Below are 13497 nucleotides of genomic sequence, written 5' to 3' on the forward strand. Positions count from 1 at the left end.
GATCGCGTATCCGGAGCGGGTCGAGGTCCCCGGTTCGTGACGTCCAACAAGCGGCAGTCTTTGTCTCACGATCTCGCGAACGCGGTTCAACAGGAAGACGCAGCCTCGCCTGTCCCAACTGCTGATGGCGCGCGCGGGCGAACTCAGCCGCGCACTTGGCTACGGCCCGCTGTCGCACGCGGCGGAGTAGTGCATCCACTCGGGCGCGCCGGGAGTACGAGCCAGGCGCCTGAAGCATAAAGTCTTGCGACGAATCCGGGAGATGAGCCGCTCACACGGAGCAGGCGCTCGCTGCCGTCGAGCAAGGCAACGTCCGCCGAACGGATCGCTGTCAGCATCCTTTCGCGATCAGGCGCGAAGACGATCACGGCACGTGTCGGCTCGGCGATGACGGTCAGCGCGACGACGGCGACGAACCACAGCGCGAGCACCGCAAGCGCGCCGCCGGTCCAGCGCATGAAGGGCCTAGTAATCATAGGCGTGCTCGAATTCTCCGCCGGCCTGCCGCAGAGCCTGCCCGAAAGCGGGCAATGCCGCGATCCGCACCGAATAGCCGCGCCGTGAGAAGCCGGGCCGCGCCTGCAGCGGAACGGCGATCAATGCGCGTGCGCCCTCCGGCGCGAAGGGCTCGCCGTCCTTTGTCAGTACGGTTATGAATATCTCGTCGTTGCCTGCGATTTCGACGATCCTACGATTGCGTTCCATCAATGCGAGCAGGATCTGCGTGAAGGCGCGATAGCGGGGCGTTTCGACGATCGACGTGCCGTCTGAAAGCTGTTCGACAACTTTCATGTCGGCGCCCGGCACCGGATCGCCATCCGCGATCACGCTGCGGATGGTGAGCTTCGCCGGCGACAGTGCGGCGCCTTGCGCAATCAGCCACGCATAGCCAGCCTTCACACCGTATTCCATCGTGAGCGCCATGCGCCGCTCAATCGACCGGATGAAGCTTGGCGTGGACCACGAGGTGTCGCGCCAGAACCGCGCGAGTGTCTGACCGAAGGGGAACTCATACCATGGAGTCTGGCGCAGAAAGGCTGCGTAGTCGTCGTTGACCTTGTGTGCGAACAGATCTTCCGGCGTCGGCTTCGATCTCCGGATCCATTCGGTCAGCTTGCCGGCGGTCTTTTCATAGGCGCCCTTCACGCCCATTTCCCCGGTAAAGCTGATGCCTATGACATAGAGCATCGTCTTCATCTCGCCGGTAACCTCGCCCTTCGCGGAAGCGATAGCGGAGAGGCTGCACAAGCTCCGCCAGTAGCCGGCGATGCTGTCGAAATAGCGGAAGGCGGATTCGCCCCGCTGCCGCGCAACGCCTGCAAAATCCTCATAGGCGTGGACGATCGACCATTCCGGATAAGTCAGATAGGTGTCGACCATGTTGCGCCGATGCTCGGCCGGAAGGATGGCGCGGTAGCTCTGCTGCTCCCTGGGCAGGCTGCCCATGCATTGCGTTTCGATCCAGACGATCGGGATAGCGCACAGCACAACGATCACCGCGAGCGCGATGCCGAGCCGCTTGAGCCATCGGAGCGCCCGCTTCAAGGGAGCCGTCGCGACAGGAAGAAGCCGGTGAACGCCGCAAATCCGCCGAGGAAGATGTGCGGCAGGTTGGCGAGAATCTTGAAGCCGAAGGGCAGGTTCTGCACACCGTAGATCAGGATGCCGAGATCGAGATATCCGGAGCCGGTGATTAACCCCAGTAACCCGTCGAGAAGATAGAGCGTTCCGAAAATCTGGAAGAACAGCACGCTCGCACGCCGCGAGGTGAAGGCCGCGATTGCGGCCCAGGCGGCGGAGCCGAAATGCAGCATGTCGTCATAGATATCGAGCGCGAAAATGCCAAAGGCGCGCCCTTGCGCATCGGTCAGTCCGGGGATGTAGTTCAGGAGGCCCGCAAGTGCGAGCGCCAGGGCGTAGCCAACGGCAATCCAGCGGATGATCGACATGCGGCCTCTGTTTGTCGCTGTGTCTGGTCGTTGTGACGTTACGCTATTGACGCAAGATAAGTGTCCCACAGCGCATTGCGGAACAGCAAACCGGGATCGTAGTGCCGTTTGCGCTCGGCGAAACGGGCGGCATTCGGATAGATCGACGAAAACTGATCGGGCCGTGCGTGCAGACGATAGGGCAGGTAATAACTGCCGCCGATCGCGCGCACATGATCGATCAAGGCCTCGGTGGTCACGATCATGTCGGCCTCGCCCTCGGGCGTGATCTCCTGCGAGAACGACATCACTGCGGCGATGCGATTGGTTGCCGCGAAGGACAGCACGCTGGTGTCGTCCTTCAGGACGTGCCTGAGCGTGACATTGAGAAATTCGGACTTCGATTTCGGAATGATCCTGCGGCAGCCCTCGATGAAGTCGTTGAAGCGCTCGGGCGCGACGAAATATTCATGAAGGATGTCCGTCCGGCGGCGGTCGCGGTTCTCCAGATTGACCGCGGGCTCATTCATCAGCGTGTTGCGCGTTGCGGCGCCGCCCGATGCGCGCTTCTCGGCAAACCATCGCGCCGCCTTGGCGCGTTCCGATCCCACCTGGGCACGATAGATCTCACGCGACAGGAACGGGAAGGCGCCGACCCGTCTGACCGGCGGCAATCCGTCCTTCGGTGTTGGCGCAATCGCGTACGAAACCAGCTTGGCTTCCTCGAAAAAATCGCCGCGCGTCACATTGAGCCGGCCGTAAATCATGCGAATGGCGGGATCGTTGGCCGCCTTGATGAACCGTGCGGCAAAGTCCTCCGCGGGCATGATCTCGGGGTGCGGCTGCATCATGCGATTCTCGACCATGTCGACGTCGAGATCGAGAATGATGCCGAAGAGCCCGTATCCGCCCATGACAAAGCCGAACAGTTCGGGATTTTCGGCGCGCGAGCAGGTCAGGATCGAGCCATCCGCCAGCATGATGCGGAACGAGCGAACAGTCGAGCCGAACGGGCCGTAGGGGGTCGGCCAGCCATGAGCATTGACGCTGAACGTCGCCGCAACGCCGAAGTCGCTGTTCGATTGCATGACCGCAGGCGACATCCCGATCCTGTCGAGATGCGCGATCACCTGATGCCAGCGCGTGCCGCCGTTCACCCGGAAGGTCATCGCCTTCCGGTCGGGCTCGCAGCGATCGATGTCCATGGTGATCGCGACGCCATTTCGCGGGAGGCTCTGGCCGCCCATTGAATGGCGCGCAGCGCTGATACAGACCGGACGCTTCTCCCCGGCCGCGTCCTTCAGCTCCTTGCGGAATGCGGCGATCAGCTCCGCCTCCGGGTCCGGCTTGACGATCCAGTGCCTGAACACAGGGGTCGGGCTGAGACGACTGGCATCGTTCATGACGATGCGCTGTTGGGCCCTTCCGGCCTTTGGGCTCAGAGCAAGGGCGGCACCGGCGGCCATGCCGGACATCATGCTGCGCCGGGTAATCCGTTTCATCGTTGTGTTGGACGTTTTTCGAGGCTGGCGGTTAGCGACGCATTCATCAGGCAGGGTAGCATTCGTGCATTATACAACCTGAGTCTGACTCAAGGCGGAACCCATCATGCGCAATTTTACGCGATGGACGCGACGCTTTCTCGCGATGATGCTGGACCGGACTGAGGCCGCGACCGACCGGCAGGCCGGGATTCTGCAAACGCCGCTGCGACGCGAGGGCACCACGCAGAGCTATGCGCAATGGTTGCTATTCCTGCTGTTTCCGGACCGCGCCGCGAGAAGCGCCGATCCGCGCAGTTACGCAGCGATCCGCGTTCCGACCGCGCTGATCTGGGGCCGGGAGGACAGCGTCACGCCGCTGCCGCAGGGCCAGCGTCTCCGCGCGATGATCGCGGGTTCATCTCTCGACATCGTCGATGGGGCAGGCCACATCCCGCATATCGAGACGCCGGATAAACTCGTCGGCGTGCTCGCGGACCGGCTGAACGCCCTGCGGTCGCGACAGCATTATCGCTTGCGGGTGCCCTGCAGGAACAGTTCGACCCATTTCAGGGCCGCGCCTTCATCGGCGTTTTTTCGGCGCGGCAATGTGGTTGCCGCGCTGTTGCACAGGGCGAGAACCGCATCGGCCGCGACATCGACATCGAGGTCGGCGCGCCATTCGCCGCGCTCGACGCCGTGGATGAAGATCTTCTTCCATAGCTGGCGATAGGCGCGCGCCAGCGTGTTCAGTTCCTTCACGACGCCAGCCGGAAGATTGCGACGCGAAAAGACGAAGTTCTCGACATAGGCTCGCCGGTCGCTCGTCAGGTGTCCGAGCATGCCGGCCCGCACCATCGCAACCGCCGGGCCGCCTTTCGCAATGATCGCGCGAAGGCGCTCGCAGAATTCGACACCGCTGAGGCGGCACATCTCTTCGAGAGCTGCCTCCTTGGAGGGGTAATAGTGATAGAGACTCGCCGGTCGCATGCCGAGCCGATCGGCAATATCCTTCATCGTGGCATTGAAATAGCCGCGTTCGGCGAACACGCCCGCGGCCGCGTCGAGGATCGCGCTGCGGCGGCGATCCTGTTTCTGCTTGACGTGAGGCGAGGGTTGGCGCGGCGGTGCCGCACGGTCATTTCGCTTTGCTGCTGCGGCTTTGGCTGCCATCGTGTGCGGTTCCAGAAATCCGAATTCGGATTTGAATTTTAAATCAGGCCCAAGCTATGATCCCGGGCGCGCTCCGGCAATGATAAAGCATGTGGGAGGGGCCTTGGAGTGCCGCGACCTGACATTTCCTGCCGCATTGCGCGAGCAGATTGCGGCAAGATCGGCATTCTGAAGCAGCAGGGTGCGACCGGGCGGCCATTGTCGGTCTATCCGCTGTTTCAGCACGCGGCGCGGACCGATAGGCTGGAAACCGGACGGCTGGCGCAGCTTTTTCTCACCAATGTGAAGGCGCGCCGTTTCGTGGATGGACGGAGCCGGTAGATCTCGTTCCGGGGCCGCGCGAGGCGCCGACCCCGGAATGACGACCGGACCTAGTTCGTCCCCCATACGGCGCGGGCGAGCTCCGTCACGCGGGCAAGTTTCGCCCATTGATCGGCTTCGCTGATCGGGTTGCCACCGACGCTCGATGCGAAACCGCATTGCGGGCTGACGCCGAGCCGGTCCTCCGGCGCATGCTTGAACGCCTCATCGAGACGCCGGCGGAGCTGATCGAGGCTCTCCATCGTGCCCGTCTTGCTGCTGACGACGCCGAGATAGCCGCGCTTGCCCTTCGGCAGGAAGCGCAGCGGCGCGAAGCTGCCGGCGCGTTCGCTGTCGTATTCGAGCAGGAAGCCGTCAACGCCGGGCAGAGAGAACAGCCGCTCCGCAATCGGGTCGTAGCCGCCCTGGCCCATCCAGTGGCCCTTGTAGTTGCCGCGGCACAGATGCACGAGCACCGCGAGATCTTTCGGCTTGTCCTTCAAGGCCAGCGAGATCATGTCGAAATAGAAATCGGTGAGCTTCTGCGGGTTCTCGCCGCCGGCAGTGAGCGAAGCGCGGATGCTCTCGTCACACAGCAGCGCCAGCGCAACTTCATCCAACTGCACCACGCGGCAGCCCGCGCGATAGAGTTCGTCGATTTCCTGCCGGTAAATCGCGCAAAGGTCTCCGGCGAGGGCCTCGCGATCCTTGTAGGACTTCGGATCCATGCCTTCCTTGCCGCCGAAGAAATGCAGGATGCTCGGGGTCGGCAGGGTGACCTTAGGCGTATTCTTCGTGATGCCCGCAAGGAAGCGATAATCGTTCACGACGATCGGATGCTTTCGCGCGAGCTTACCGGTGACAGCGGGGCCGAACCAGGTCGCCTCGTGACCGCCCAGCCGGAACATCAACTCGGCCTTTTTCAGTTCGATGCCCGAAAGAGACTCGACAAAGCCCAGGAACCAGGAGCCGCGGCGGAACTCGCCGTCGGTGACAAAGCGCAGGCCGGCCTGCTCCTCATGCCGCACCGCATCGGTGATGCACTCAGCAACCACCTTTTCGAGTGCTGCGTCGTCGATTTTCTTTTCCACGTGGGCACGGTGCGCCTTCCTGAGTGCATCCGGCCGCAGCAGGCTTCCGACGTGGTCCGCGCGGGGTAGATCGAGCATTGGGCTTCCTCCGTTTTTTTCAGGCTAGCAAACAGGGTAAAAAAATCAAATTCACATTCGAAAAATTTGGGCGAGACATCGCCCCCGCGCCGCCCTAGAAAGGGGCGGGCGAGGGACAGAGCAATGAGCCTTTATCTGGACGATCTGAAAGCCGGCCAACGGTTCGAAACCGCAAGCCGCACCGTGACCGAGGCGGAAATCATCGCGTTCGCGAAGGAGTTCGACCCGCAATATTACCACGTCGACCCGGTGGCGGCGCAAAAGTCCGCGTTCGGTGGTCTGATCTCGTCGGGATTTCATACGCTCAGCCTGTCGATGCGGTTGTTCTTCGATCTCAATCTCTGGCCGGAATCGGTGATCGCCTCGCCCGGCATGGAGAATGTGAAATGGCTGAAGCCGATGCGACCCGGCGACACCATCCGTGCCGCGGCCGAGGTGATCGAGGTGCGGGTCTCGACGTCGAAGCCGGACCGCGGCGTGGTCATCATGGATCACCCCTGCTGGAACCAGAAGGACGAGATGATCCTGACGCTGCGTTGCGCGCATATGCTGCGCCGGCGGCCCGCGACCAATGGACAATGACGCGACGGTGATCCGGGTTTTCTATACGGCATTCGCGAGCGACGACGTCTATCGCGCGATCCGTGCGGCCGCGCCGTCCGGATGTGAAGTGCTGACGCTTTCGAAGGACACCCCGCAAGAGCGCCTGCGTTGTGCCGAGGCCTGCGACGTGATGATCGCGGCAACGTCCCGTTTGTCCGGAGCTGAAATTGACGCAAGCCCGCGGCTGCAGCTCGTGGTCCATCAAGGGGTGGGTTACGAGGATTCGGTCGACCTGGCTGCATTGAGGAGACGAAACATCCGGCTGGCGATTACCCCGGACGGAATTGCCGAGGCTGTGGCGGAACACGCCATCATGCTGATGCTCATGGTCTATCGGCACGCCGCGCTGTGCGATCGAAACATAAGACAGGGAACGTTCGACCGGCAGACATTCCGGCTGCGTTCGCGCAACCTGCACGGACGTCATGTGGGTTTTGTCGGGATGGGGCGTATCGCGCAGGCGGCAGCGCAGCGCTTGCGGGCCTTTGGTGTATCCATGTCCTACACCAACATGTCCGGGCCGCTATCTCCTGAGCGGGAGAACGATCTTGGCATACGCTGGATGAGCTTGCCGGAGTTGCTTCGCAACTCCGAGGTGCTTTCGCTCCACTTGCCGTTGAGCGATCAGACGCGGGGCATGATCGACGCTGACGCGTTGCGCCTGATGCCGCGTGGCTCGATCCTTATCAACACCTCACGGGGAGGGCTCGTCGACGAAGGTGCGCTTTGCGATGCCATTCGCAGGGAGCATCTGCTGGGCGCCGGGCTCGATGCGTTCATGGAAGAACCATTACCCAGTTCGCATCCTCTTTGCATGCTGCCGACGGTTGTGCTCACGCCGCATAACGCCGTCGGCACTCTCGACACGTTCCAGAAGCGCATGGCTGCAATCTTTGCCAATGTTGCGCAATTTCGGGATAGCGGAACACTGGCAAACGAAATTGTATTATAGACCCTCACAAACAGAGACTTTCAAAAACTCCGGTGCAAGGGGGGTGTTTCGATGACGCTGAGGATCGGTTCGGGCGCAGCTTTCTCAAATGATCGCGTCGAGCCGGCAGTGGATCTCGTCAAGCGCGGGCGGCTCGACTACATCGTCTTCGAATGTCTTGCGGAGCGAACGCTTGCGATATCGCAAGCGCAGCGAATGCGTGACCCCACCAAGGGGTACAATACCGGCCTCGAGCGGCGGCTACGCAACATCCTGCCGCTGTGCGTCGAAAACAACACCCGCATCGTCAGTAACATGGGCAGCGCAAATCCCGGCGCCGCGGGCGAGGCGGCCTGCAACGTTGCGCGCGAACTCGGCCTCAAAGGCGTCAAGATCGGTGTCGTCGAGGGCGATGACGTGATCGACCTGATGTCCGACGACACGCCGCTGCCAGAACTGGGCACAACGATTGGCGGACTCGGGATGCCGATGATCAGCGCCAATGCTTATATCGGCGTCGATGGTCTGCGCCCCGCTCTTGAGGCTGGGGCCGATATTGTGCTCGCCGGTCGAGCCTCGGACTCGTCGCTGTTCGTGGCGCCCATCGCGCATCACTTCGGCTGGCGCAACGACGATTGGGATTTGCTGGCACGTGGCGCAGTCGCGGGTCACCTGATGGAATGCACAGGGCAGGTCACGGGTGGATGCTTCGCCGATCCGGGCTACAAGGAAGTGCCGGACATTGCTTATGTCGGTTACCCCTATGCCGAGGTCGAGGAGGACGGCAGTTTTGTCCTCACCAAGCTGGAGAATACCGGCGGGCTTGTCAGTATTCAGACCGTCAAGGAGCAGCTGCTGTACGAAGTGCACGATCCGCGTGCCTACAAGACGCCGGATGTGACCGCGAATTTCGCGACCGTCCGCCTTAGCCCGCTCGGCAAGGACCGGATCGAGGTCAGGAATGCGACGGGCAAGCAGCGGCCAGACCAGTTGAAAGTGACGGTCGGATTCGACGCCGGCTTCTTTGTCGAGGCGGAGATCAGCTATGCGGGGCCAGGTGCGATGAACCGTGGTGAACTTGCACGTTCGATCCTGATCGAGCGGTTCAAGAACCTGTTCCAGTATCCCGAGCCTGTTCGTGTCGATCTCATCGGCGTCGACTCGGTGCATCTGACGGCGGTGAAGCGAGAAGCCCGTACCGAGGATGTGCGGGTCAGAATTGCGATGCGGACGCGCGTGCGCGAGCGTGCCGAGCGGGTGGCGGAAGAGATCGAGTGCATGGGCATCACCGGGCCAGCTGGTGGCGGCGGTTTCCGCGCAACGATCGTGCCGAGCGTCGCCACCCATTCGACCTATGTCGATCGCGACAAGGTCAAGTATCGCCTCACCATGCTGCAAAGCTGAAGAAGCCGGACAATCGACGATGAAGACCAGTGTGCCGTTGCGGGAAGTGGCCAGTGCGCGAGCCGGGGACAAAGGCAATGTCTGCAATGTCTGCGTCTGGGTCTATGACCCGCGTCACTATGAGGATGTGAAGGCGAGCCTCACGGCTGAGCGAGTGAAGGCAGCGTTTCCGAACCAGTTTCGCGGCAAGGTCGAGCGATACGAAATCGACGAGCTGCATGGACTGAATTTCGTGATGCATGACGCACTGGAGGGCGGGGTGAACTCCTCCCTCTGCGTGGACCTGCATGGCAAGGCGGTGAGCTTCCTGTTGCTGTCTATGCCGGTCGACGTCGTGTTGCTGAATGATCCGCAAAACAAGCCATCTCAGGCGCAATAGAAAATTGGAGGGAACCTTGACGAGGCATTTTCGCGCATTCGCGCTTGGTATGCTGTGTGTGTTCGGCGCAGCCACGCCGGTGTTGTCGCAGGATTATCCGTCCCGACCGATCAAGATCATCGTTCCATTCGCCGCCGGGGCTGCAACCGATGTGGTTGCGCGCCTGATCGCGGAGCGCACATCGAAAGAGCTCGGGCAGCCGATGGTGATCGAGAACATTGCGGGTGCCAACGGCGTTCTGGCGGCGCAGGCGACAATGCGGTCAAATGCGGATGGCTATACGCTTTTGTTCGGCTCTGCTTCGACCCATGGCCTGAACCAGGCGATGACTAAGTCGCTGCCTTACGATGCGGTGAAGGACTTTGCGCCTGTCACGAAGATCGCCGACTCCATGTTCGTTCTGGCGGTCCACCCGTCGGTGCCGGCAAACAACGTCAAGGAGCTTGTGGCGTACGGGAAGTCCAATCCCGGCAAACTGACGATCGGCTCCGGCTCGGGCGGATCTCTGCTGTCGGGAGAGATGTTCCGCGTTCAGAACGGGATCGAGACCATCAGCGTGCCCTATAAGGGTCTTCCGCTCGCGATGAACGATCTGATCTCCGGCCAGATTGCGATGTCGTTCACCGATCTTGTGAGCACTATCCCGCATCGCAATGCCGGAAAGGTGAAGTTCTTCGCTGTCACCGGGCTCAAGCGTTCCGCGCTGGTGCCCGAAGTGCCGACCATGGGCGAGGCCGGAGTGGAGGATGTCAATGTCACTGCCTGGATCGCCTGCTTTGCGCCGGCGAAGACGCCGCGGGCGGTTGTCGAAAAGCTCAACAAGGCCTTTGCCATCGCCCTCAAGGATCCCGCGGTGGTCAAGAGACTGTTCGACCTCTCGCTCGAGGCTCGGCCGACCAGCCCGGAAGAGCTTGGAGCGTTCGTCGTCGAGGAGATCAAGCGCGCCAAGGACATGGTCGCTGCCGCCGGGATCGAGGTGAAATAGCCCCGGCGCTAAAGCAGGGCCGCTATTCTCGCAGCAGCGGCCTCTGTCGTTTCACGCCCTCACGCTCCGTGTATGATGCCGTCGCTTCGGGACAGGGAACCCGAGGCGGAGGGAGCATCGTGTGACGGCCGCGCTGGAACGAAGCTATGACGGAATCATCATTGGTGCCGGCCAGCACGGCCTTGTGCTCGGCTCATATCTCGCGAAGGCGGGTCTGAAGATCCTGCTGGTCGACCGCAGGCTCACCTATGGCGGCGGATTGTGCACACGTGAGACTACGAAGCCCGGCTTCTACCACAACCTGCACTCGATCAATCATTTCAGCATCAGCGATGCGCCGTGGTTCCGGGATCTTAACCTCGCCGACAAGGTCAGTTACATCACGCCGCGCTACGAATTCGGGCAGGCGCATCTCGACGGCACCGCGCTCGTACTGGGCCGCGATCTCGAGGAAACGGTTGCGAATATCGCGCGATTCTCGAAAAAGGATGCCCAGACCTTCCGTGAGTGGAACGCGCGGGCGGAAGAGATCACCGCGAAGATCCTGATCCCGGAACGCTATGCCGAACCGCTGCCGCAGGCCGAGCGAGAGGCGCTTCTGTCGCAGACCGCAATCGGGCGCGATTTCCTCGCAGTGACGCGGCGGCAGCCGCTCGATGTCGTAGAGGAGCTGTTCGAGAACGAGCACGTCAAGCTCCTGTTCCTGTTCAAGGTGTCGCTGTTCGGCACCTGGCTTACCGACACCTTGTCCAAGTCGAGTCCGACGGGATCGGTGATCCGCGCCTTCGACCTGCAGACCGGCTATCAGCTCTGCCAGGGCGGCTCGTTCAATCTGGCGCGCGGCCTGATGGAGACGTTCATCGCAGCCGGCGGCACATTCCAGCCGCAGGTGGCGATCGACCGGGTCGTGGTCGAGGGCGGGCGCGCGACCGGCATCGCACTTGCGGACGGTCGTACGGTCCGCGCTTTGCAGTTCGTCGCCAGCACCGTCGACGTGCATACGACGCTTGAGGGGCTGCTCGGACGCGACCAGTTGCCTGAGCAATTCCGCAAGAAGCTCGACAACTTCAAATATACCGCCTGGACGTTGTTCGGGCTGCATCACGCCCTGCATGAGAGCCCGAGCTTTGCGGCGGCATCCTTCGATCCGAATGTGAACCGCGCCCTGAAATGGAGCCTCGGCGCTGAAACCATGCAGGATCTGTTTGCGGCACATCAAGATGTACAGGCCGGCCGCGTGCCAGAGCTCGTGCAATTCGGCTCAGGTCCGCTGAGCCTCCTTGACCCGACGCAGGCTCCGCCGGGCAAGCACACGACCTACGCCTGGCACGTCATGCCGCTGCTGGATGAGATGAGCGAACGGGACTTCGACGCGTTCAAGGAGGAATTTTCCGACAAGATCGAAGAGGTCTATGCGCGCTATTGCCCCAATATGACGAAGGACAACATCATCGATCGATACGTCTACACGGCGCGCGAATATGTGCTCGAGTTGCCGAATATGCGCGGTGGCGACATCTTCATGGGGGCGTTCAACGCCGATCAGGTCATGTACAACCACTTCGGCTACCGGACGCCGCTCCCCAATTTCTATTACGCCGGATCTGGTGCTCATCCGGGTGGCGCGATTTCGGGTGGACCGAGCTATATCAGCGCCGGAATTATCGCGCGCGACCTCGGGCTGAAGCCTTGGTGGACGCCATGGGATGCACGTGCGGCGCTCGAAACGCTCGCATCGAAGGCCGCTTGACATGAACGCGAACCTGAAAGCAGCCGGCGGTCAATCCGACTTTGCTTCGTTGAAAGGACGCGTCGCGATCGTCACTGGCGCAGGGCAGGGGCTGGGGCGGGCATTCGCGAAAGCTTTCGCGGCCTGTGGCGCGATCCCGGTGATCGCCGAGATCAACGCCGCCAAGGGCGAAGCGGTGGCGAAAGAAATCGCGGATGCTGGGGGGCAGGCATTCGCGATCGCGACCGATGTCGCGTCGCAGGAGTCCATCGCCGCCATGATCGAGGCGGTCGAGCGCCGCTATGGCCGCATCGATATCCTCGTCAACAATGCCGGCATCTTTTCGACCCTCGACATGCGCCCGTTCGATCAGATTCCACTGGAGGAGTGGGAGCGCGTGCTCCGTGTCAACGTGACGGGACCGTTCCTCTGCTCGCGCGCCGTATTGCCGGCGATGCGCCGGGCGAAGTTCGGGCGCATCATCCATATGGCCTCGGGCGCCGTCACCATGGGGCGGCCGAACTATCTGCACTACATCGCGTCGAAAGGCGCGCTGGCCGGGATGACCGGCTCGATGGCGCGCGAACTCGGCGATACCGGCATTACCGTCAATGCGATCCTACCCGGTGCCACCTTCACCGAAATCGAACGCAAGACGGTCAGTCCCGAACAGAAGGTGCGCATCGTCGCACAGCAATGTATTCCACGCGCCGAAACACCCGACGATCTCGTCGGCACCGTATTGTTTCTGGCGTCCGATTCATCCGCCTTTCTGACGGGTCAGTGTCTGACCGTCGATGGCGGCGCCACCCACCGTTAAGCGAAGGAGTTTCCGATGAATGCCCATCCCCGCCTGAAAGCGTTCAACTTCCAGGACTGGATCGAACGCAACAAGGGCAGCCTGAAGCCGCCGGTTTCGAACAAGCAGCTGTTCGACGAGAAGACCGGCATGGTCGTGATGATTGTTGGCGGGCCGAACCAGCGCGTCGATTTCCACGACGATCCGGTCGAGGAATTCTTCTATCAGCTCAAGGGCGATATGCTCCTGAAGATCGCCGAGGGCGGCAAGATCTACGATGTGAAGATCAAGGAGGGCGACGTCTTCCTGCTGCCGCCTCACGTCCGGCATTCGCCGCAGCGGCCCGTGGAGGGTTCTGTCGGTCTCGTGGTCGAAGGGACGCGCGGCGACACGATGCGCGATGGTTTTGAATGGTTCTGCTTCAAATGCGGCGGGCTCGTTCACCGCGTCGAAGTCCAGGTGAAGGACATCGTGAAAGACCTGCCACCGCTTTATGAGGCATTCTACGCCGACGAGAAGGCGCGAACCTGCCCGCATTGCGGGACAGTGCATCCTGGCAAGACGCCGCCCGAGGGTTGGGCGAAGATGTGACGGCGACTACGGGCACCCGTTGCCC

15 protein-coding genes and 1 pseudogene are annotated in these 13497 nt (G+C 61.9%); 10 read left to right on the forward strand and 6 right to left on the reverse strand.

Annotated elements, in window-relative coordinates; translation table 11 throughout:
- Positions 1 to 143 precede the first annotated feature (143 nt).
- From VNZ93_RS08795 to VNZ93_RS08810, 4 genes are read right to left on the reverse strand one after another with little or no spacing between them, the layout of a single operon-like run.
- On the reverse strand, positions 144 to 476 hold the full coding sequence (locus VNZ93_RS08795) for a hypothetical protein (RefSeq protein WP_325703057.1): 333 nt from the start codon (positions 474 to 476) through the stop codon (positions 144 to 146).
- Positions 466 to 1545, reverse strand: a complete 1080-nt coding sequence (locus VNZ93_RS08800) for a hypothetical protein (protein WP_325703060.1) — start codon at positions 1543 to 1545, stop codon at positions 466 to 468. The genes VNZ93_RS08795 and VNZ93_RS08800 overlap by 11 nt, the downstream gene beginning before the upstream one ends.
- Positions 1542 to 1949 (reverse strand): hypothetical protein, encoded by a 408-nt coding sequence (locus VNZ93_RS08805; protein WP_325703063.1) that lies wholly within the window; start codon positions 1947 to 1949, stop codon positions 1542 to 1544. The genes VNZ93_RS08800 and VNZ93_RS08805 overlap by 4 nt, the downstream gene beginning before the upstream one ends.
- A gap of 38 nt (positions 1950 to 1987) precedes the next feature.
- A complete protein-coding gene (locus tag VNZ93_RS08810; RefSeq protein WP_325703066.1) occupies positions 1988 to 3430 on the reverse strand; it encodes an FAD-binding oxidoreductase in 1443 nt (480 codons plus the stop codon).
- Positions 3431 to 3578: 148 nt separating this feature from the next.
- On the opposite strand from VNZ93_RS08810, the pseudogene VNZ93_RS24910 reads away from it, so the two are divergent.
- Positions 3579 to 3881: pseudogene (locus tag VNZ93_RS24910) on the forward strand (alpha/beta fold hydrolase); the annotation flags it as partial.
- Positions 3882 to 3937: 56 nt separating this feature from the next.
- Here the strand turns inward: VNZ93_RS24910 and VNZ93_RS08815 are convergent.
- Positions 3938 to 4582 carry a TetR/AcrR family transcriptional regulator gene (locus VNZ93_RS08815; protein ID WP_325703069.1) on the reverse strand — a complete coding sequence of 215 codons (645 nt, stop codon included), beginning with the start codon at positions 4580 to 4582 and terminating at the stop codon, positions 3938 to 3940.
- Between the two features lie 108 nt (positions 4583 to 4690).
- Here VNZ93_RS08815 and VNZ93_RS08820 point away from each other — a divergent pair, with 108 nt between their 5' ends.
- On the forward strand, positions 4691 to 4903 hold the full coding sequence (locus VNZ93_RS08820) for a hypothetical protein (RefSeq protein ID WP_325703072.1): 213 nt from the start codon (positions 4691 to 4693) through the stop codon (positions 4901 to 4903).
- 50 nt (positions 4904 to 4953) lie between these two features.
- Here VNZ93_RS08820 and VNZ93_RS08825 read toward each other — a convergent pair whose 3' ends face one another.
- Complete coding sequence (locus tag VNZ93_RS08825) at positions 4954 to 6051, reverse strand: 5-methyltetrahydropteroyltriglutamate--homocysteine S-methyltransferase (RefSeq protein ID WP_325703075.1); 1098 nt, start codon at positions 6049 to 6051, stop codon at positions 4954 to 4956.
- A 123-nt stretch (positions 6052 to 6174) separates the two neighbouring features.
- Between VNZ93_RS08825 and VNZ93_RS08830 the strand changes: the two genes are divergently transcribed.
- The 8 genes from VNZ93_RS08830 (at position 6175) to VNZ93_RS08865 (ending at position 13472) form a co-directional block, all read left to right on the forward strand.
- Positions 6175 to 6633 (forward strand): MaoC family dehydratase, encoded by a 459-nt coding sequence (locus VNZ93_RS08830; RefSeq protein ID WP_325703078.1) that lies wholly within the window; start codon positions 6175 to 6177, stop codon positions 6631 to 6633.
- Positions 6623 to 7606, forward strand: a complete 984-nt coding sequence (locus tag VNZ93_RS08835) for an NAD(P)-dependent oxidoreductase (RefSeq protein WP_325703081.1) — start codon at positions 6623 to 6625, stop codon at positions 7604 to 7606. Before VNZ93_RS08830 ends, VNZ93_RS08835 begins: the two co-directional genes overlap by 11 nt.
- Before the next feature lie 51 nt (positions 7607 to 7657).
- Positions 7658 to 8989 (forward strand): acyclic terpene utilization AtuA family protein, encoded by a 1332-nt coding sequence (locus VNZ93_RS08840; protein WP_325703084.1) that lies wholly within the window; start codon positions 7658 to 7660, stop codon positions 8987 to 8989.
- 19 nt (positions 8990 to 9008) lie between these two features.
- Positions 9009 to 9368 carry an AtuA-related protein gene (locus VNZ93_RS08845; RefSeq protein WP_325703087.1) on the forward strand — a complete coding sequence of 120 codons (360 nt, stop codon included), beginning with the start codon at positions 9009 to 9011 and terminating at the stop codon, positions 9366 to 9368.
- A 16-nt stretch (positions 9369 to 9384) separates the two neighbouring features.
- Complete coding sequence (locus tag VNZ93_RS08850; protein ID WP_325703090.1) at positions 9385 to 10353, forward strand: tripartite tricarboxylate transporter substrate binding protein; 969 nt, start codon at positions 9385 to 9387, stop codon at positions 10351 to 10353.
- A 121-nt stretch (positions 10354 to 10474) separates the two neighbouring features.
- Complete coding sequence (locus VNZ93_RS08855; protein ID WP_325703093.1) at positions 10475 to 12103, forward strand: NAD(P)/FAD-dependent oxidoreductase; 1629 nt, start codon at positions 10475 to 10477, stop codon at positions 12101 to 12103.
- Between the two features lies 1 nt (position 12104).
- Positions 12105 to 12902, forward strand: a complete 798-nt coding sequence (locus tag VNZ93_RS08860; RefSeq protein ID WP_325703096.1) for a 3-oxoacyl-ACP reductase family protein — start codon at positions 12105 to 12107, stop codon at positions 12900 to 12902.
- Between the two features lie 15 nt (positions 12903 to 12917).
- Positions 12918 to 13472 carry a 3-hydroxyanthranilate 3,4-dioxygenase gene (locus VNZ93_RS08865; protein WP_325703098.1) on the forward strand — a complete coding sequence of 185 codons (555 nt, stop codon included), beginning with the start codon at positions 12918 to 12920 and terminating at the stop codon, positions 13470 to 13472.
- The last annotated feature ends 25 nt before the right edge of the window (positions 13473 to 13497 follow it).

This window comes from Pseudorhodoplanes sp. (assembly GCF_035565795.1).
Classification (GTDB): domain Bacteria; phylum Pseudomonadota; class Alphaproteobacteria; order Rhizobiales; family Xanthobacteraceae; genus Pseudorhodoplanes.

Coding starts and splice junctions, on each gene's coding strand:
- VNZ93_RS08840 (WP_325703084.1), top strand. CDS start 7,658: ATGACGCTGAGGATCGGTTCGGGCGCAGCTTTCTCAAATGATCGCGTC.
- VNZ93_RS08830 (WP_325703078.1), top strand. CDS start 6,175: ATGAGCCTTTATCTGGACGATCTGAAAGCCGGCCAACGGTTCGAAACC.
- VNZ93_RS08825 (WP_325703075.1), bottom strand. CDS start 6,051: ATGCTCGATCTACCCCGCGCGGACCACGTCGGAAGCCTGCTGCGGCCG.
- VNZ93_RS08845 (WP_325703087.1), top strand. CDS start 9,009: ATGAAGACCAGTGTGCCGTTGCGGGAAGTGGCCAGTGCGCGAGCCGGG.
- VNZ93_RS08860 (WP_325703096.1), top strand. CDS start 12,105: ATGAACGCGAACCTGAAAGCAGCCGGCGGTCAATCCGACTTTGCTTCG.
- VNZ93_RS08835 (WP_325703081.1), top strand. CDS start 6,623: ATGGACAATGACGCGACGGTGATCCGGGTTTTCTATACGGCATTCGCG.
- VNZ93_RS08805 (WP_325703063.1), bottom strand. CDS start 1,949: ATGTCGATCATCCGCTGGATTGCCGTTGGCTACGCCCTGGCGCTCGCA.
- VNZ93_RS08810 (WP_325703066.1), bottom strand. CDS start 3,430: ATGAAACGGATTACCCGGCGCAGCATGATGTCCGGCATGGCCGCCGGT.
- VNZ93_RS08865 (WP_325703098.1), top strand. CDS start 12,918: ATGAATGCCCATCCCCGCCTGAAAGCGTTCAACTTCCAGGACTGGATC.
- VNZ93_RS08795 (WP_325703057.1), bottom strand. CDS start 476: ATGATTACTAGGCCCTTCATGCGCTGGACCGGCGGCGCGCTTGCGGTG.
- VNZ93_RS08815 (WP_325703069.1), bottom strand. CDS start 4,582: ATGGCAGCCAAAGCCGCAGCAGCAAAGCGAAATGACCGTGCGGCACCG.